The 20,855-nt window shown below is 36.5% G+C and carries 11 protein-coding genes; 10 read left to right on the top strand and 1 reads right to left on the bottom strand.

The features are described 5' to 3' along the window. Nucleotides 1-184 precede the first annotated feature (184 nt). The 10 genes from CEY12_RS07470 (at nucleotide 185) to CEY12_RS07425 (ending at nucleotide 19,706) form a co-directional block, all read left to right on the top strand. Nucleotides 185-3,925 carry a hypothetical protein gene (locus tag CEY12_RS07470; RefSeq protein WP_089027096.1) on the top strand — a complete coding sequence of 1,247 codons (3,741 nt, stop codon included), beginning with the start codon at nucleotides 185-187 and terminating at the stop codon, nucleotides 3,923-3,925. Nucleotides 3,926-4,094: 169 nt separating this feature from the next. Further along, nucleotides 4,095-4,451: a hypothetical protein gene (locus tag CEY12_RS07465; protein ID WP_172821018.1), complete on the top strand. Its 357-nt coding sequence runs from the start codon at nucleotides 4,095-4,097 to the stop codon at nucleotides 4,449-4,451. A 467-nt stretch (nucleotides 4,452-4,918) separates the two neighbouring features. Beyond that, nucleotides 4,919-9,775 carry a hypothetical protein gene (locus tag CEY12_RS07460; protein ID WP_089027094.1) on the top strand — a complete coding sequence of 1,619 codons (4,857 nt, stop codon included), beginning with the start codon at nucleotides 4,919-4,921 and terminating at the stop codon, nucleotides 9,773-9,775. A 59-nt stretch (nucleotides 9,776-9,834) separates the two neighbouring features. Further along, nucleotides 9,835-11,397 carry a hypothetical protein gene (locus tag CEY12_RS07455; RefSeq protein ID WP_089027093.1) on the top strand — a complete coding sequence of 521 codons (1,563 nt, stop codon included), beginning with the start codon at nucleotides 9,835-9,837 and terminating at the stop codon, nucleotides 11,395-11,397. Between the two features lie 2 nt (nucleotides 11,398-11,399). Continuing rightward, nucleotides 11,400-14,528, top strand: a complete 3,129-nt coding sequence (locus tag CEY12_RS07450) for a hypothetical protein (RefSeq protein ID WP_089027092.1) — start codon at nucleotides 11,400-11,402, stop codon at nucleotides 14,526-14,528. Nucleotides 14,529-14,545: 17 nt separating this feature from the next. Then, nucleotides 14,546-16,165: a hypothetical protein gene (locus CEY12_RS07445; RefSeq protein WP_089027091.1), complete on the top strand. Its 1,620-nt coding sequence runs from the start codon at nucleotides 14,546-14,548 to the stop codon at nucleotides 16,163-16,165. Between the two features lie 80 nt (nucleotides 16,166-16,245). Next, nucleotides 16,246-17,649, top strand: coding sequence for a hypothetical protein (locus CEY12_RS07440; RefSeq protein WP_157676780.1), 1,404 nt, complete (start codon nucleotides 16,246-16,248; stop codon nucleotides 17,647-17,649). A 5-nt stretch (nucleotides 17,650-17,654) separates the two neighbouring features. After that, on the top strand, nucleotides 17,655-18,191 hold the full coding sequence (locus tag CEY12_RS07435; RefSeq protein WP_089027089.1) for a hypothetical protein: 537 nt from the start codon (nucleotides 17,655-17,657) through the stop codon (nucleotides 18,189-18,191). Nucleotides 18,192-18,375: 184 nt separating this feature from the next. Continuing rightward, entirely contained in the window at nucleotides 18,376-18,669 is a 294-nt protein-coding gene (locus CEY12_RS07430) for a GNAT family N-acetyltransferase (protein WP_089027088.1), read from the top strand. Nucleotides 18,670-18,788: 119 nt separating this feature from the next. Further along, entirely contained in the window at nucleotides 18,789-19,706 is a 918-nt protein-coding gene (locus CEY12_RS07425) for a sterol desaturase family protein (protein WP_089027087.1), read from the top strand. A 59-nt stretch (nucleotides 19,707-19,765) separates the two neighbouring features. On the opposite strand, the gene CEY12_RS07420 is transcribed toward CEY12_RS07425, so the two are convergent. Further along, nucleotides 19,766-20,845: a sensor histidine kinase gene (locus CEY12_RS07420; RefSeq protein WP_089027086.1), complete on the bottom strand. Its 1,080-nt coding sequence runs from the start codon at nucleotides 20,843-20,845 to the stop codon at nucleotides 19,766-19,768. Nucleotides 20,846-20,855: the final 10 nt, after the last annotated feature.

Here is a 20,855-nt window from a genome sequence, read left to right as displayed (position 1 = left end):
ACATTTTTTTGCCCTCATTTTAGAACTGAATAATTGAACCGGCTTATAGATCACTTCGTTGTAAATGGCGCCTTACAATAAGGATTTAAAGGTACTTAGCGTTCAATGAATTCTTGTGATTCAGCTTTTGAGAAGTTGTTTCAAACTTAACCTATAAAATAATATCTAATTAAAAACTTATAATATGCCATCATTAGCCTATTTTACATCCCCAGCTCCTGGCCAGACACCTGGACAGTCGTATGGTGCCTCTGGCCCGGATAAGTTTAAAGTCAGCAGTCCCTTTACAGCTACCGGAGATCAGAATGTGTATGCCGTATTGAAGGGAACGATTTTATTACAACAACAAACCGATATCAATAAGGTTAACCTTATATTGCGTCCCCATGATCAAAAAGATACCAAGCTGCCTGTTAAATACATTATTTACAGGGGTTTAAAAACTTCAGAATTTTTAGAAGGTACGACTGTTTCCGACCCTGCCAATAAAGTAAAAACATCTGGTAGTGAATTGCTAACAAAAATGCAGGCCATCCAGGCTCAAAGAGCTGCAGGCACCGCAATCCCGGTAGAAGCATTATTTGGAAATGAGCTCGCTCCAGCATCAACAAAGAATATTGATGAATTCTTCTTTAAAAACCTGGCCCCTTCTTCTCAGCTTTTTACTATTGATTGCGGAACAGACCTCGGTAAATTTACAGATAACGTGAGTATAGAAATTGTTCTTGAAAATCCTGAATTTTTTGTGACAGTAGAACTTGCAAAAAGAGGAAATCACGAATTAGACGTAACCTCTATTTCTGATCCGGTACAAAAAAAATGGATCAAGGATCTGGCGAGGCATTTTGTTGATCCTGCCGCTTTTTACGGATTCCATCACAATATCGATGGCGGAATAGAATATAGATCAAATACTAATGCAAAATTAGTAGCCAATACGCCAGCTTTAGTTTTTCAAAATATTGTACAGAAATTCTCTACTAAAAATAAAGTATATCTCGATATAAGAAATGAAAACGGATATTCTTACAATTACTACAATAATTATAAAGGAACTGGAGCCGATGCTTTTAAGAATATCAAGATTGGACAGTCTGCTGCTTCTATGACCAATAAGGAATATTATACGGATGGTTGGGCAGTCCATATGGTAGCTATTACTCCCGGAACAACAGCCGAAAATGACGTTTTTCTGGCTTTAAGAGTGAATGATAATGAAAAACCGTTGCTTGCGGGTTGGAATATTCCTCTTATTCCTAATGCGGTAGTAAACCCACCTTTAGGTAATACGACTACTAATAGAGTTTATTTTGCGGACGAAACCAACTTACTGGCTGCTTCTGCTTCCGAATTTACCAATACTGTGTCTTTTAAGATCCCTAATGTGCCTGGTTCTACCGCTGAGCAGATGGCAACGATCATAAAACTAGACTACATTAAACAGGTAAGGATAAACGACGGAGTGGATGCTTTTCCTCAACAAAATTCCACCGATTATTTGTTTGGCCCTATCAATATAAGTATTCCCTGGAATAGCCAGGATGGTGTACAATGGATAGGAAGCGATCACTATAAGTATTTTGATGGTTTGAACCAGGGATTTATTTCGGGAACAATGGAAGAGGCAATCAGTAACCTTGACAATTCCCAGAAGACAATCACTATCAACAAAAAAATAGATGCCCAGATTACCAATAAAGTAAACATTGTAAATGTTGCCAATGCTCAGAATGTTGGTGAGTATAATGTTTCTAAAGTAGAGAATCCAACTTCTACAAGTACTAAGATCACAGTTCTTGAAAATTTCCCATCATCACTGCAAGCTGGAGATACATTAGCATTGACTATTGAAGCCGCAGTAACTTTTGATTATCAAAATAAGAAAGTTATTGCGAAAAATATAGATCTTTCCAATGTTACGGCTTTTGGAGTCGGAAAAAAAGTGAAATTGATCGTTAAAAAATCAGCAGAAACAATTCAAACTGTTGTAAGTTCCTCTTTAATCAGCGGAAATACAGAAATTGTATTAAATTCTATCAATAAAAATGGTTTTGGGGGTATTATGCTGACAGGAATGGTTGCAGAAACCGATCTTGCTACGGGACCAAATCCTCCGGATAACGATAACGTATTGTTTTATGCGGTGCCGCAATATTATTTTACAAATATAGGGAGCAAGAATAATAATGCATTCAATTTCAAGGGGGCAACCAGCAAAAATGAGTCTTTTATTAAAACCATTCAGAAGTTTTCTTCGGACTTTCAGATTGAAAAATATAGCCTGCAACCAACTGCTGGAAATTTTATTGCGACGTTAGCTTACAATCCAGTAAAAAATGTGCAGGAGAATATTCTCATTTTGGGTCTCAAAAAATCAGAATTTGAAGATCTGAAAACAGCTGCAGCTTCACAGTTATCTCCCTACCATATTCAGACTTTGAAATTAAAACTTCAAGGAAATCGATTGAGGGATCAGGATTACGAAGCTTACTATAAATATAATTTAGTAGTTGCCGGCCTTAATAATGCTGGAAATTATACTGAAACCACAGTATATAAAGAGATCTATTCAAGGGATGGTATGATTTTTACTTCTCCGGGATATGCTGGTAATACAGTAATTGAATTAGGTTCAAAGTTAAATGAAGAAGAGATATTTCATTTAAACTCTGTAACGGATTCTCCGCCAGGCGAATGGAATAAAAAACTAAATGGATCAGATCCAAACTCAACCTTCAGTTATTTGTATGAGACTATGGGGTCTTCTTTGAAAACAATTGTAGATCAATTTAAAACAGACTTAGATGCACTGACGACCTCAAATTTTAAACTTCAGATAGAAAATAAGATTAAGCAAAGAGGGAAGGAGTTACTGGATACTGCCCGTTCCCAAATTAGAACCGCAACAAGCGGAATGTATAATAAAGATGGAGCATTATATCTTGCGAGATTAAAAATGCGGAAAATCATTAAGCAGCATCCATTGGTCTTATCATCTTTCATTTCATACAATGATGCAGAAAAATATCTAGATCTGTTAGAAAGAATATCAAGAGGAGTACACGATTCAAATTTACCTGATTTCTCTACACATCCTGGGCATATTCCAATTCTCATTTCAGGGTATGATCCTTTCCGGGCAGCGTTTCCGGGTGGTTATTCCGGCCTGGATAATGATTTTAATCTTTCCAATCCTTCTGGTAATATTGCCTTAGCTTTAAACGATGAGGTTATTATTAATGGTAGTAAGAAAGCAATTATAAAATCAGCTATCTTTCCGGTAAGATTTAAGGAATTCAATGAAGGTTGGATTGAAGACTTTTTTAGTCAATATATAAATCCTGGTCACAGTAGCTATAAACCGGTTAAAATGGTTATCACGTTTAGTTATGGAGGTGCTGATTATTTTAATATTGATGGCTTTTCTTCAAGATTCAGAGAACCTGGAAATCCTGATAATAACAAAAAGAATGGTGGAGTGTCAGGTTATTTACTGCAAAGTGATAAGGATAATTATGAATTTATAAGTACTACTTTGCCTTTCCAAAGTTTCAAAAATGCGAATCCAAGTAAAATCGCCTTACATCAAAAAGCGGTAGTAAAATATTATAAAAATGGAAATTTTCTTAGCAGTCAGGAATTATTTGATAATTTAAATTTAAATTCGTTAGTTCCTTTTCCTGATATTACTAATTATCCATTTGGTACCGCAGATCAACTTAAAGCACTGGAAGGTACGGGAGGAGATTATTTATCTAATGAAATTTATTATAGAGTAGCCTATTTAAGAACAAAGTATAATCCAAGTCTTAAAACAGGGCATATTCATGTTGGTTTTAATAAGACTGACGTAAGCAGAAGTGAAAGGAATCAAATGACCACTATATTAAAAGATGTTTTAAAACAGGTGATTACAAATTTATAAGACTATGAAAAACTACATTACAGCATTAGTACTTTTTATAACAAGTTGCTTTCATGCACAATTTGTACCTCAAAGATTTGCGATAAAAATTTCTGATTTGAGTTCGGATTTATCGTCTGTTATCCAAGACTACTCATTTTATTCTTATTCGCATAAATATTCGGATGATATGAAAACGAAGCAGACAGTTAATAATTATAAAAATCATAATTCAGGCGAGACAGAATATATTTATATTCCTTTATATCCTAATTATAATAATCTTAATGATGTAAGTGTTTTAAAAATAGTCTATAATGAAAAATTAATGACCATTTATTTTTCTTTTAAACGGAATTTATCTGAAGGAGAAGTTGTTTATCTGAACCATTTTCATTTTGTACCCGGTACTTATTTTCTCAGTGTGGAAGAAAAGCCTGATTATTTAGATAAAGAGATGGGAAAAAAGGTTGTAACGCTTCAATTTTCAAATGCGAAAAAAATTACCCCAAAAAAAGTAGAGGAAATTTTCCGGAAGATCAATTAATAGTATGGTAGTTCTTATATGGATTATTGAAGTTGTGATATAGTTTCAAAAATTCAAATACTTTATCGTACGTAGTATAGAATAGCACCTGTTTATTTTATTTCTCTAGCTATAGGACTAAAGAACATTCATAGGACCTCTATGAACAGTATTATAATGTCATCAAATAAGAAAAACAGAGAAATTTCAATGTAGCAAACATCTTTTATCAGAGAAGGTTCTAATCGCTTTTACTTTCCAAGATCCCTGTTCATCTTTCTGAAATTTGGAATGCTATTACTGATTCATTTCAGTAGTACATTATTCTCAGTGCCTTATTTCTCAGGCAAAAACCAATTACCTATTTAAATGTTTCATTCAATAACAAACAAAAAAACAATGCAATAGATCTAACAGAGTTCATCAAAAACTAAGTAACAAATTAATAAAATAAGCATGTCGCTTAAACATACAAACACCAAAACACCATGGCAACAAAATCCTTTTACCCCAATATAGGTACATTGGTTACGATTGACAATTTTCCGGAAGAACTGCAATTTCTGGAAAACGGACTACAAAATGTATTAGACAAAATTTATTACAAAGAACTGCAATATGTTCAGAGTAACGACGGTTCCCAGGGCTATTATAATATCGTTCTGGTCACTGGAGAACAATTGAAACTAGATCTTTTCGGATCAGGCTTTTCTATTGTGATCAACCCCGGAAGCGCAGGAGAAACCCTGATTCCGCTTACTTTAAATTATAACTGGCCTGTACTGGCCTTAATCAGCAACTTTAACCTTGAAAGTTTCTCCTATTTACCTGCTGAATTACAGAATATCCTTAATCAAACCCTGAACCTGGGAGATTCTGATTTAATGCAGACATCAGTAGAGGTCTTTGAAGGAAGCCAGGGATGGCAGGCATATAAAAATCTTGTTGATAAAATTAATCAGCATTACGGTCTTTCGGGAAGTAATGTGATCCCTTATCCTGCGGAGAGTGACTCTTTAAATATGGCTGAAGACATCCGTACATCTGTAACTGCAAATACTTTTATAACAGATGATATCCAGGAAGTCATCAACCAGACTTATATTTTATCCAGTAATAATTCAACTTATACGGATAACTTAAATAGCCTGGCACAGAGTGTGACAGGAGAAAGTATTCAGGACTATATCAAGAAAATTATCGTTCCGAAAATTGAAGCTTCTTTAGGCTTATCGGTGGGTCTTGCTTTTCCAAGAAATATTTTACTTCCCGTAGATAATTCAGGAAATGCTATTCCTGAGCCGGAACAAAGTATTATGGTCTTTGACGTGGGAAGTCTTGATTTCAGTACTCAGGGAGGAATTAGCTTTCAGGAAGAAATGTCCGTTAGCTTAAATCATCCTTCACAAATTGGAAATACCGGATTGGGGATAGATATTGTCAAAGCAAAACTGGATCTGAGCAAAAATAAAAATATCCTGGAAGCAGATTTAGACGGCAGACCTCAAAACTTTATGGGGGTGTACGCTCAGTATGCTGCCATCACACTTCCTCCTAAATGGTTCAATAACGTTAACAATACAACACTTCGTATCGCGGGACGTAATTTACTCGTCGGAACGGGAGGGATTTCTGGAACTGTAGCATTAGAAGCGGTGAATGGAACTCCTACAACGAGTGATGATTATTTATACGCAAACATGGGAAGCTGGAGAATTGGCTTCAACTCTTTTGACATTACTTTTAAGCAAAATGATGTTATTTCATCTAATATTAAAGCCCAGTTAGATATCCCAAAATTTACAGATTCTAACGGAAATGGTGCTAAAATAGATGTACTGGGACATATAGACGCCAATGGAGATTTTCTTTTAACAGCAGCAGCTGTACCGCCTTTTGACCCAACTTTAACCTTACCAAACGTTTTTAAGCTTCACCTAAAATCAGTAGAACTTGGAAAGGAAGACGGAAAACTTTTCATCGGAGCATCGGCTGATGTAGAATTTTTAGGTTTTCTTGGTGACCTATTAAAAGGGCAAACACTAAGTATTTCTACTTTAAGAATCTACAGTGACGGTCATATTGATTTCCGTGTAAATGGAGGAAACCTTACCCTGCCAAAACCTATCAAGATCCCAATCGGTCCTGTAGAAGTTTCGGTTACAGCGATTCATTTTGGTTCTCATGAAAGAGAAAAAGGTGGAGTGATCCGTAAATATAATTACTTTGGTTTCGATGGAGGGGTGAGTATCGGTATTGCCGGTGTTGATGCCCGTGGAGATGGAATCAAATATTATTATACAATAGATGATGGTCCTGGAAAATCACACGATGCTTACCTGCATATCCAGACGATTCACGTAGATATGGTAATTCCAGCCAATTCCAGTGATCCTAACGTGGCCATTAAAGGTTGGTTATCCATACCTGAGCCGGGAGAATTCCAGGAATATAAAGGCGGAGTTAGCTTAAAAGTTAAAAATCCACGTATCGCGGGAGGAGTAGATATGCGTCTTGCTCCAAAATATCCGGGATTCCTTATCGACGCCAATATTGAGCTTCCAAACCCGATTCCATTGGGTCCGGTATCAATTTTCGGATTCAGAGGTTTGTTGGGCTACCGTTATGTAGCAGAGAAAGAAGCAATAGGAATGACTTCTCAAAATACATGGTACCAATATTATACAGCACCTCAGAGAGGGGTGAATGTGAATAAATTCAGCAGACCGGATCAGACGGAGCATTATAGTTTCCCATTCTCTTTAGGAGTAGGCGCGTTGCTTGGAGATACCGTAGCCAACGGAAGTATTATTTCGGCTAATGCAATGCTTTTATTATCCTTGCCATCTATGGTAATGGTGGATGCCAGAATGAAACTTTTATCAAAAAGGGTGACTTTTACAGATGATCCGCCATTCTTTGCCTTCTTTATTTTCGGTGATAATTCTTTAGAGTTCGGTTTTGGAGCTGATTATAAGTTCCCAGAAAGTTCAGGAGATATTATTAAGATCTATGCCGAAATTCAGGCTGGTTTCTTCTTTAACAATCCTTCTGCGTGGTACATCAATTTTGGAACACAGCAGGCACCAATTTCCGCGAAATTATTAAAGGATCTGTTTACATTGAAAGCATTTTTGATGATTTCAGGAAAAGGAATCCAGGCCGGAGCAAGAGGCGAATTTAGATTCGACAGAAAATTCGGACCGGTAAGTATTTTTGTACTGGCTTATCTTGAACTTGGAGGTAAGATAAGTTTCCAGAAACCTCAGATGGGAGCTTACTTTGAAGCGGGATTAGCTATTGATATCAACGTAAAAATTATTCGTATTTATGCAGCGGTCACAATTCTGCTAGCAGTAGAGTCTCCACGACCATTCATGATTTATGGAGCATTTACCGTGGAATTTAAAGTGAAGATCTTATTCTTTAAACTTAAGTTCAAAGCGAAGATCGAGCTGAAATGGGAATTTAATAAGGAAGTGGACCGAACTCCTGTTAATCCATTTACAGAGGTGCCTGAGCAGGTTGAAGGACTTGTAAAAGGGATCAGTATGCTTACCAATGAAACGTTTGATCTGCTACAGGTGAATGCTGCCAGCGCGGATTCCCTTAATCCAAATACCATCCATAATGTTGTTCCTTTGGATACCTATATCGATATCAAAACTACCAAAGGATTGCTACCAACAGCGGCAACCAATGCTGTAGTAGGAGGATTTACAAATCCTGCGGATCATTATGTGGATCTTGTTCCACCTGATAAAGTGATGAAAGGTCTGGAATTAAGACAGGTAAAACACCAGTATACGCTGGAAAATATCGAAATCAAAGCCCATAACGGATCCGGATGGGTGAACTATAATCCTTTCAAGGCAATAGAGCCATCCAACACGCTTTTAGATAACCTGAAAGCTGGTCAATGGCAGAAAAAAGATAATCAGTATAATGCGATCAGATTATTGGGAACCACACCGTTCTCTTATACTGAACAGGGAAATCCGGGATGGTTTATTCCTGAGCAGTATGGAGTAACTGCTTCTACCTTGTTCTGTGAAGGGCAGCATATTGAAAGTTCTGTTTCAGATTTTTTGGAAAAGCCGTTGGATACAATGTATTATGCATCTACGAATAATTTCTTCCAAAGTAAAGGAGCTTCTTACCAGATTTCAGGAGATGTACAGTATACCGTAAATCCAGACGGAAGTATTACTATGCAGGGAGATTCTGCGAAAGTTTCTGACGCGATAAACAATTATGGTTTTGTAAAATCCTTACAGTTTAAAAACCATTCGAAGCTTACAATCATGTTACCTGCGCCTTCTGCTGATATTGAGCTGAAACTAAGCACTTACAGTTCAGGTTTAACTGTAGCCTATTATAGCCCGATAATTGACGATAGCCAATCCTTTGTACAGTATGATATTATAGAAAAATACTATGACAGGGATGAACTTATGAATCCTGTAACAGGACCGGGCGGGTTGCAAAATGGGATCACCAAAATTGTGATTACTCCGGATGTTACTGATAGTGCAGAGATCAATCTTATATTGGAACAGATGGCAATATTAATGGATCTGGGATACCAGGATGCTCTTGCTCAGGGTGGAATTATTGACCAGGTAACTCCTCGTGATCCTGACCTGTACTACGGACTGGAAAAAAGACTTCAGGAATTACGATCAAAAGGATGTGAAGGAACCAGAACAGAAAAATATGAAATCGTTTGCAGGCTTTTCCCGGATCTGGTAAGATATTACAATAATAATTTCTTTTTACCATTTAACATCAAAGGTACTTCACCGGGAGTAGACCAGTATAATTATGTTCAATTGATCAGAGAAAATTTTGAGTCAGGTATTTTTGAAGAAATCCTGAACCAATTGGAATCATCTGGTATTTCATCCAAAATATTTGATATAAATGTTAAGAGATACTATGAGTATTTAAAAGATTTAAGGGAATATAGCGATGAGAATCCTTTAAATTATGCAGAAATAGTAGCCCGTTTCAATAATTTAAGAACAAAGTTAAAACAGATCAACAGCCTGCTGAAAGAAATGAACTTATGTGAGGATAAAAACTTATGTAATCTAAGCAATAACCTTTCTGCTCAGGAATATGGAGAATTTAGTAATGAACCTTCAATTAGCCGCTCTCCACTGTTGAATGCTTTATATCAGTTTATTAAAGATAATCCGGGATATAATTATCTTAACGAAATTCTTAACAGACAAATCAGGACGATTGAAACCATTATTAAAATGGATTTGAGGCCTATATTCATTATAAAACTACTTTCGACAATGCCTGTAAGGAGATTCTATCAATTTTATCAGAATTAGGTAATTGTGATGGAGGAAAGAACTGCTTTACCTTATTCCATGAAATAAAATGGTTATCTGTGGAAGATTATGATTACAATATCCATATTCCATCTCAGGGAGCAATCACGCAGGACGCACAGGCAACCGTAGATGCGATTACCAAATCGATTCAACCGATCTGGAGACCTGATACTTCTTATTTTGTAAGATTTAAACTGAAAGACACGGTAGATAATGGACAAGGGCAGCAGAATTTTGATTATGCATATGCTTTCCGTACCGGAGGTCCGCTAGGATTCTTCCATTTGGATAAAGATTCTACTTATGGAGATATTCCGGTAGCCAATTCCAATAATATTCTGGAAGATACAGTAGGAATCATCCGTGATCCTAATGGAAATGTTGTTCAGCGAGATCTTACGCCTCATCCGGATTTATATCCGCACACTTCACTGAGAGCTTATATTGATTATCAGAGGTCATATCCGAATGCAGACGGAAATATTGTGAATGCGAAGCCTTTATTCTATGATGACGTAACCACAAAAATCTCGATGTATTTCACCTCAAGTTATGTTTCCAAATTACTTGATGGATGGGAAGATTACCAGGGATTAGGAAAACGTGGAGGAACAATGAAAATCATTATCAAAGATCCTGTGGAAGGTATATCCATTATCAATCCGCCGAGACTTGATACTACTGAGGAGAATATTCAGCTTTCTCAGGTAGATATTCCTCAAACCATTGAAGAATGGAAAGAAGATGATAATCCTGCAATCCCTCCGGTATTAGATCAGTATTTTAACATGCTGAACAATGGGGAAAACTGTACAGGAGTTGTAACCTTGGTAAAACCAAAATCTCATTACCGTATTGTTACGCCTAAGAGATTAAAGCCTCAAAAGCTTTATACAGCTCAGGTACTCAACTTCTATTGGGGGAACCAGCAGGTGAATATTTCCCAGATTACGGAAGATCTCAAACTGAAATATGCGAAAGAGGTTCACAAATTCGTATTCCAGACTTCGCGTTATAAGGATTTTCCAGAGCAGGTAAACAGTTGCTATATTCCTTATACCGATGAGAACGGTACCGCAAAAACAAAAGAGGCTGTCTATGAGATTGAAAGATCTATTGCAGCGAATAAACTTGGAGCGGCATGGGATATTATTCAGGGGACTTCGAATCCATTGAGTGAAGCGATTGCTCTTCAGTATCAACATCCATTTGACAGGATTCTTCAGGGATTGTTTGGCATTGCTCCATTAGAGGACGCGCCTACGACTGAGTTTAATAAGATTATAGATTCGACAACAGGAAATGTAGTTGCCCTACTGATCAGAAATCCTGAACCATTTAACCATCCTAAAATTCCACTAGAATACATTAATAGGAGTGTAGATAATAAATACGGGATGATTGATGTGATGAAAGTTGCAGCAGGAGGCGGAAAGCCAACAGTAGACCAGAATTATAAAGTGATCTATTCCAAAGATTACGCCCAGGCTATTGTGATGAATGCAGGACAATCAATTACTGCTGAACAACTGAATTTCCAGTTTGTTTATAAAGTGTGGAATGGAACCCTTTATGAAGTTTCAGATTCAAGAATAGTGTATAATATCAAAATAAATTAATAATGTCATCAACCAATAATAATATAAACAACTTTGCTGCATCTCCTGTCAGTAATTCATTTTTACAATCAGATTGTCTGTATATTCAGTCAGCCGGATCCAAAGGGAGTGACAGTACAGCGGGAATCCATCTCAGATGGGCATTAAAAGGGCCTGTTGCAGAACATCTTCCAAAAGGAGATCATTTTCAGGGTAATCCCGAAGGTTTTAATAAACCCGAAGATTTTATTACCATTTTCAGAACCCCTTATTATCCTCTTACAACCCCTCTTTTTCTTAAAGACAGTCCTCAGACAGTAGTGGATAATGAAGCTTTATGGATGTATGGAAATAAGGAAGGAAGAAAGTTTTATGTTTATTTCAGAAATAGAAATAAATACCAGCAGGTGAGGGCTAATATAGATCCTTTTTCAGATCCAGTCGGTTTTTTTAACCAATATGGAAGTAATATTGTGGAAGTGGAATGTAAAGAAATGTTATTTTTTGCTTCAAAATTATTTCCATCTGCCAACGGGCTTGCTAAAACAGAAATTCTTTCCGTAGAAACTAATAAACTCAACCTTCCAAAGAATGTAACATTCAGAAAAAAGATCGAAGATTTTTCAGAAAAGATATTTGCTGAAAACGGACGTAGCATCCGTTTTATACCTACAGATTGTATTATAGAGCGAATTGATTTTGAATTCTATGATAATCTTTCAGAAAGAAGCAAGTGGGAAGAGATCGGAAAGTACAGTCTTTCATTGGATGATGGTGAAGTTTTGGATCGGAGATTAAATCCTGATCCGGGTAGTCATCCAGTGCATGGAGTTTGGTCCCGGTACAATGACGGTGAATATGTGAATATTGAGAACTACTATCAAAAATGGGCTAGTTTACCAGATGACAGAAATACAATCAAGGATTCTGTAAAGCAATATTTACATTTAAGTGATGATCCGGCCAACCCTCAGGCGCTGGACTATTATTACCTGAATGACGATCCGAGTGATCCTAATACACCTCTTGAAATTTCTCATCTGGCGATCCTGCAGATGGCATCTTTAGATTATCATGTGGCGAGAATGCTGGGACTGGGATGTTTGGATACTAATGATCAGGTCTACAAAGGTGAAGAATTTATGTATGCTGCTCAGTATGCTACTTGGGGCGATCTGAAAGATGGACAGGGTGAAAAAAAAGTGTCTCATGTATATATTACATTACCTACTTCTCTTCAAGATGAGCGTCCTAGCTTACCGGTTAATTTAAAAGAACCGGTTCCAGGAATTTTTTCTGCTGATCCTACAGTAGGTGGTTCGACCTCAGGAATCATAGATGCAGAAGGGTATACCCATGATGGTACAGGCAGATATATCAGTTTATTAACAGATGAACTTATTCCGGATGAACCGGCAGACAGCCCTTTTTACTATTCAAATGTAGAATTTGATATGTCTAAATTTACCTATCCGGTTTATGTAGGTATTGAATACAGGGATAGCGATGAAAGCCAATGGAGAGCTCCTGAACTTCCACACGATCCTCTTTTTTTCAATGTGGATGCTAATGGCAATCAGTCTAAGTATGAAACCGTTGCAATCGGCCTTCCTGACTTTGGAGAACCTGCCTACCTTCACAAAGAAACAAAATCGGGAAAACATGTGTATGGATCTTATGGTGTCAATTGGTTCTCAAGATCGCAGCCATCATCAGTCAATTGGGAAGTAGAATCAGACATTAAGCCTGCTAATACACTTTTACCTCCTTCCAGTGTTAATGCATTTCTGATTCAGCAGGAGCAGCCTTTATTGCTAACCTCTCAGAATGAACAGGAATTGCTGACGCAAATATCGGGATCTGATAAGACTCTTGTGAGACTTACTTTTGAATATGATACTGCACAGGATATGATTTCTTATCATAAGGCTATTAATGGTGAGCAGCTGGTAGATTTTAATCCGCTTCCGGATAATGAAGAATTGTTTGCGGATGAAGCGGAGGTTTTCTTCAGACCTGAAATGCCGAAACAAATTTTCGGGATGATTGATACGATCTCTGACCTATCTGGAAATCCTTTGATCTCTGTAATCCAATCGAAAGATCTGCCTTTAACGAGTGCGAATCAGTCTCTCTCACCTAATATTCCTGTCGGGCAGTTCCAGAATTATATCGGAGGTGTATTTAAGGTAGCAAATGATGAGTACTTTATCCACGATATTGTTTCAGGTTCCAATCCTAATCATCCTGTATTTCATATTCTGAAAAAACAGGTGGGTAATGCTTTTGGTCAGACCAGCTCTGCTCCGTTTGACCCTCTGAACTTTGTTGTTCCAGCTGCGAATGATGCATTCATGATTGTAGAAAACATGCAGAATACAACGACATGGGGAGCTTTAAATCCCCATCAGGTAAAGGTGAAAATAGGAAATAACTGGCCTGTTCATACGGAAGAGATTACGATCAGCTCCGGACAGGTACCGGATGTCACTGAAAACACGTATTTCAGAAAATTCAGGGGAATTAACAGGAGTGCATCTGTAAAGCAATATACAGATCAGTTTAACCCAACTTTCTCAGGATTATATGAAATTACATTTCCTGGATATGTTCTTAATAATCATCCGCAATATTCCACGGTACCTGCTGCAGATAGCATACAATGGTACAGAGGAAGTGTGCGTATTGCAAAGGATAATGACCCTAATGGAGAAAAGAAAACTCTGAAAGTAATCAGAATTGATAATATAGGAACGGGTGATTTGAAGGTTTATGCTTTAGATGAAGCTTATACTACAGATCCTCTGCAGACTTCGTCAAGCAGAACGGTTGATGTAAACTTTTATCCGGGATACAGGGCTTATTTGTATTACAATGCTCCTTGTCGACTGACAGAAGATCATCTTCTTCCCCAGGATGAGGATACACTTGAAAAATATTCCATTTTTGGTCTGAGAAGTTCAGATTTGCAATATACCTATAAGTCAAGAATATCTACACCATCGTTGTTATTCGGAAGAAAAATTGAAGCGCCAAAAACTCCTCAATTACCATTGGGAGCTTTATATGCTACAAGACCGGATTATTTTGGAAGATCTACATATGCTTTTACAACAGAGTATTTGCATAAACCTTTCAGTGTTACTTTTTAAGAAGTAATGATGATATTTTGTTAACTTCCTTATATAAGAATACGCCGGATTATGGAGCTGTTCCTTTGCTTAATTCTGTTGAAGATATCAGAATTAAAAATGGAGATGAATTTTTTAATTCAAGATTATCTGATGTGGCCAATGCAACCATAGATCTGGCGACTGGTCAATTTAAAGTATATAATGGTTATGCACTGCCATTACCAAATAATCAGAGGCTTTTTGACGGAATTAATGATTTCATCGGCCAGCATAACCTGCATTATCAGGAAAACCTACCAACGATATTGCCTTCGCAGGTTAATTCAATGGATCATATTGTTATTCCTGCTGATCCTAATGGTAAGTATGGGCAGTTAAAATTTTATGACTTTGTAAAGCAGACGATTCAGAATACCTATGTGCCATTAACGGAAATTCCTGTTATTTATCAACATATCAAAGGAGGAAGTTATCAGCCAATTCCTAAAGCCCAGGTCATCAGGGATAGGAACGGAACCTTGCTTAATCCAACTTCTCCGGAGTTTGACATGGCTCCGATGATGAAAGTATTGGAAACAAGTCCTAAGCATAAGACCCTCTTTGTAGATTATACATTAGACGGAGCTTCTACCAGTGTTTATTTTTACTCTGTAAGAGAGACCAACGCACAAATGGTTCAAAGTGATCCGAGTCCGGCGATTGGTCCGATCAGAATGGTAAATTCATTCCCATTGAGAACTCCGGAAATCAAAAGCGTTATTCCGGTCCTTGAAAACGGTATTTTAAGCAGCTCATCAAGAATGCAGGTCAATATCAATTCATACGATAAGATTCATAATGTTAAGAAAGCAAAGCTCTATCGTGCTCTTAATATGGTAGATGCAACTTCAATCCGTACAATGACTTTAGTAAAAGACTTAGACCTTGAGGCAGAAGGATTTTTAAATAATGAGATATGGACATTGGAAGATGATTTTTCCGATCTGCCGGAAGCGCCTTTTGGAGATCCGTTATATTATAAAGTAACTGTAGAAGCCGAAGTAGAATATGCCAATGCCAATTATGACGGATCAGCTGATGTTATTGTAACAGAATATGCACCTTCTGAAGCCTCAAAACTGATGATTACAACCATGACGGAAAATGTATTGCCGGCATCTCCTGAACTAAAATTTGAATCGGATGCCGTTACCGGAAATACAGTGACTTCAGGTTTACTGAATTGGAAGGAACAATGTTATAAAGGCAAGTATCATCTTTATAAATTAAATAACCAGGGGAACTGGAAAGAAATTGCCAGAATGAATATTCTTCCCAATAATGCTTCCAAAGTTCAGCTTTATCTTTTTGAAAATGATCCTGCAACAAATACTGATGCATGGATTCCTAAAGAGATCGTTGATGTGAATGATCATACTATTTTCCTGAGACTTGAAAAGATTGGTCTGGATCCGCTTTTAATAGCAGATGCAGAGGGTAATACCATCTACCATCACTTTAAAGTCATCGCCGAAAATACTGCGGGAATGCTGAGTACTGAGGATAAAGTGATCACTGTTTATGATGCAGGCAGCTGGACCGATAACGGAGGGATTTCTTCCGATGGAACCACTGGGATGATCGTTGAGCAAAGTTTTATTGTTAGACCCAACTAATCCTTATTAGAATTAATGAAAATGAATCAGTTCCTCCCAACTTTATGGGAGGAGGAACTGATCATCAAAAGACAAAAATTATGGCAAAAAAAACAATTACAGAATTAAAAGAATATTTTAAAGCAGGTAAAAGGCCTACGGAAGATCAGTTTGTCGATCTCCTTGATAGTTATGCTCATTTAGAGGATTCAGGATTATTTTCTGAAAGCTATAAGTATAAAGATTTCTTCATTTTCTTTCCTCACCAGCAAAGTGACCTTGCGGTCGATATCTTACTGGGAAATGGATATGTAAATGGTGAATTTGAAGTTCAGATTGTTGGCTCTTATAGTAATGAAAATACCATTGGGATACTGAGAAAACAGATTGTTTTTGGAGGAAATCCTGATAATAATATCTGGAATCCCTCTAGTTCCAGAATTATGGAAGCTTCCGGGCCAATCGTTGACAATATTTATATAGGTGATATTGTTTGGGATGCTGCTATAAACCAATACAAATTGAGCATATATCATACACGCTCTTCAGGGAATCCCTATAGTATAAGAATTGTTCAACAGTCACAGGGAGTTGCTGTTATTGATAAGGCCAAAGTTTCAGGGATATATGCTAACCCGATTACAGGTCAGAGAAAGCATTCTGTTTATTATAATAATAATGTTGGAATAGGAACTTCGAATCCGCAATCAAAACTTCAGGTGGTTTCAGAATTTACGGACGCATATGATGGTGGCTCATTTATTCTTGGGGATAAATCATTGCCAAATTTAAGAATGGGGTTCAACAACCAAAGTACATGGATCCAAAGTCATTCAGGAGCTCCATTACATATCAATCCTGTTGGAAACGTTCTGGTGCTTAATAAGGATGCCGGGAATGTTGGAATTGGCATAGATAATCCACAATCAAAACTTGAAGTGAATGGTTTTGTAACCTCAAAAATTTCCAGTACCACTATAAGCCCTTCAAATATTGGCGGACTTAATATTAATGAGTTAGGAAATAATGTTTTTGAAATGTCATTTGCGAGAGATGGCCAGGGAGTGGTCAATATTAAGACTCTTCTTGATAATCCTATTGCAATTGGAACTAATAATACCGAAAGAGTCAGGATTCAGGCTTCAACAGGAAACGTGGGTATCGGAACTAAAAACCCCGATCAGAAACTTACTGTAAAAGGAAAAATTCATGCTGAAGATGTTATTGTAGACACGAATGTCCCTGCAGATTATGTTTTCCAGAAATATTACGATAACTATTCTCCCATCAGAAATGATTACGATATGCCTGATTTACTGGAATTAGAATCTTATATTAAAGAGAATAAGCATCTTCCTGAAATCCCATCCGGTAAAACTATAATGAAAGACGGAGTTAAAATTGGAGACTTTCAAATGAAACTGCTTCAGAAAATTGAGGAACTGACCTTATACATGATTTCACAGAATAAAGAAATCGAAAATTTAAAAAACTTAATCAATTAATTATCATGGCAAAAAAAATAATCACAGAATTAAAAGACTTCTTCAAAGCTGGAAAAAGACCTACAGAAGGACAGTTTGGAGATTTATTAGACAGTTACGTACATCTGGATAACCCCGAGTTTGTAAAAACAGATGATATAGCAAGCACCAGAGAAGGAATTCTTAAATATTTTACTACAGAGTATAATACAGACAAGATCTTCCATATGAAAATGCCTTACAGAACCAATACAGATAGTAAGATGTTTCATATCAGGGCTTCCGGGTACAATTACCAAAATGCAGACATCATTGATGTGACATGGGTGGGGTATTGTTACCAGCCTGCCGCAGCATTGATCAATAATAAGACTTATGTTGCTGCAAGTACAGCGATTACAGCAGGTCAGTATGTGGGAGCAGATTCCCATATTTACCTATGGTTTAAGTTACCCAATATTTATTATTCCAGTTTTAAAGTGGATTCAATGCGTGTTGGAAATGGAACACTGATCAACGAAGGTGATCTTGAGCTGATTGTCACAAATACTCCACAATTATAATCTTTTTTCTAATGTTATATTAGAAATCTGAAAAAACAATCCCTTTTAAATTCCGGTTTAAAAGGGATTTGTTATTTAGGTGTAAAAACACAAAGTAATAGAGAAGTTATCATAGGATATTGATCAGCTTGAATGAGCATCCTATCTTTATGCTATTAAAAAATTAATTTAAAAAAGAAGCAAAATGGAAAGAACAGAAGTTGTTATCGGTACCCACAACAGAGGAGAAATACAATTATTCTCGGATGATCAGAAAATAGGGAAAATGGATATCTCAGTAATCGGACAGAAGTTAACGGTTTATCATACAGAAGTAAATCCTGAACACGAAGGGAAGGGTTTTGCTAAAATACTACTTGACAGGCTGGTTTCTTATGCCCGGGAAAATGATTTGAAGATAGTTCCTTTATGCCCTTATGTTTTTGCTCAATTCAAACGTCATCCAGACGAGTATAATGACGTTTGGTTTAAGGATTAATTTTGTTCATTTTTTTTATCTTTTTTGAATGATTGTAAGTATCTTAGAGGTATTAAAAAATAGACTTTCATCTAATAAAAATGATTTGAATGGTTGCAAACTCTAGCTTCGTATAAAAAATGTTTGATTTTGATAAAACTTTCGGAACCCACGGGCAGGAAGTCATTTGGCAATGGACTGTCCCCGTATTTATTTTAGTAATTTTTATAGAAATGGGATACAGCCATTTCAATAAAGAGAAATTATATGAAACCAAAGATCTTGGAACAAATATTCTTTTTGCACTCCTGAATTATGGACTGGATATCATCATGAAAGGTTTTTCTATGTTTGTGATGATGTTTTTTTACCACCATCGTATTTTTGATTGGGAATTTGGAATATGGTATTGGATTGCAGTATTTCTCGCGCAGGATTTTGCCTATTATGTCCACCATTATGTAGATCATCATTCCCGTGTCTTCTGGGCGGTACATATCACCCATCACAATTCCGATTATTTTAATATTACTACGGGTTTTAGAAGTCCGGTATTCCAGCCTTTATACAGGTACCTGTTTTTTTCTCCTTTAGCATTTCTAGGATTTAATCCATGGCATGTGATGATCGCCTATTCTTTAATACAGATTTACGGTACATTCATTCATACACAGACAATTAAAAGCATGGGGTTTTTAGAATATATTTTGGTAACCCCTTCGCATCATCGTGTACATCACGCCTGCAATATCAAATATCTTGATCGCAATATGGGAATGGGGCTGATTATCTGGGATAAAATTTTTGGAACATTTGAAAAGGAAGATCCTGAAGTTCCGGTGAAGTATGGAGTATATCCCAAAATAAAATCTAAAGATCCTGCTACGGTCCTTTTCTACGAATGGAGAAGGATTGGGAAAGATATCAGACAACCTGGAATATCTTTTAAAAATAGGTTAAAATATCTGTTTTATTCACCAGGCTGGAGACATGATGGCACTGGAAAAACAGTAAAACAGTTTCAAAAAGAATATTACGAAAAACAAAAGAATATATAGATTTTAAGACAAATCAATGGAATTGGTAAGATGATAATTTCATCATTAAATCGAGTATTTTATAATTCTAAAATAAGATCTACAAAAAATGATGATGGATTATTTTCTATGGTAAGTTGATATCGATCCGGATACAGAAGTTCAAGCCTTTTTTTGATGTTGGTAAGCCCTATTCCTCCTGATCGTGCAGTTGGCTGAACAGAATCTTTAGAATTTGTACAGGTAAAATGTAAAATATTGTTTTCCAGGTGAAAATGAACTTTTATAAAAGCTTTCTGATCATTGCTGTTATGTTTTACTGCATTTTCTATGAAAGGAATGAATAGCAAAGGGGGAATGAAGATATCATGTTTTTCCCCGGTTACTAAAATCTCATATTCGAAATCATCCCTTCTGGAAGATTCTATAAAAAGAAAATTTTCAAAAAACTGAATATCTGAACTTAGGACAATGGATTCTTCGGAACAGTCATAAATCTGATACCTTAGGAGTTCAGAAAGGTTCAGAATAAGAGAAGATGCAAGTTTGGGATTATTTTCAATCAGGATGTTGGCATTGTTTAGTGTATTAAACAAAAAATGGGGTGAAATCTGATTCTTTAAAAGAGCCAGCTCATTTTGAAAATTAATTTCCCGCATTCTGTAAAAATTCTCCCGGTTCCTTAACCAATTTTGGAACAGTTTTACAGCTGTTGTTGAAGCAAGTATAATATTAAGGGAAAGCGTGAAATGAAGAAGGCTGATAAAAGAAAAGGTGGGTCTTCCATTTTTTATAATTCGATACTCATAAAATTGTTGGTCAAAATAGTTCACTACTGCGAAAGTGAAAACAGCAAGTATAATGAGACTGAGAATGTAAAGAAATATTTTACTTTTGGTCAGTAGTTTAGGAATAAGTACGTAGACATTCAGATAAATTAAAATCAAAAGATAAACTACAAATGCCATATTGAGATACAAATCCAATGCACCGGTATATTCTTTTTCCTTTGAGGTAAGGAATAAAAGGCCAAAAAGAAGAAGCAAAGCGATACGTCTATGCCAGCGGTATTGTAAAGAGACGATGAAATCATACCAAAATGCTTGCTTACCTATCTCACTGGTAATGAAGCTGTCATTTTTATCTTGTGAAAGATCCATAAAAAACTTC

This window comes from Chryseobacterium sp. T16E-39 (assembly GCF_002216065.1).
GTDB lineage: Bacteria > Bacteroidota > Bacteroidia > Flavobacteriales > Weeksellaceae > Chryseobacterium.
The sequence above is the reverse complement of the archived record's forward strand: the minus strand, read 5'-3'. Positions and strand labels throughout refer to the sequence as shown.

Coding starts and splice junctions, on each gene's coding strand:
- CEY12_RS07430 (WP_089027088.1), top strand. CDS start 18,376: ATGGAAAGAACAGAAGTTGTTATCGGTACCCACAACAGAGGAGAAATA.
- CEY12_RS07425 (WP_089027087.1), top strand. CDS start 18,789: ATGTTTGATTTTGATAAAACTTTCGGAACCCACGGGCAGGAAGTCATT.
- CEY12_RS07460 (WP_089027094.1), top strand. CDS start 4,919: ATGGCAACAAAATCCTTTTACCCCAATATAGGTACATTGGTTACGATT.
- CEY12_RS07450 (WP_089027092.1), top strand. CDS start 11,400: ATGTCATCAACCAATAATAATATAAACAACTTTGCTGCATCTCCTGTC.
- CEY12_RS07440 (WP_157676780.1), top strand. CDS start 16,246: ATGGCAAAAAAAACAATTACAGAATTAAAAGAATATTTTAAAGCAGGT.
- CEY12_RS07470 (WP_089027096.1), top strand. CDS start 185: ATGCCATCATTAGCCTATTTTACATCCCCAGCTCCTGGCCAGACACCT.
- CEY12_RS07435 (WP_089027089.1), top strand. CDS start 17,655: ATGGCAAAAAAAATAATCACAGAATTAAAAGACTTCTTCAAAGCTGGA.
- CEY12_RS07420 (WP_089027086.1), bottom strand. CDS start 20,845: ATGGATCTTTCACAAGATAAAAATGACAGCTTCATTACCAGTGAGATA.
- CEY12_RS07465 (WP_172821018.1), top strand. CDS start 4,095: ATGAAAACGAAGCAGACAGTTAATAATTATAAAAATCATAATTCAGGC.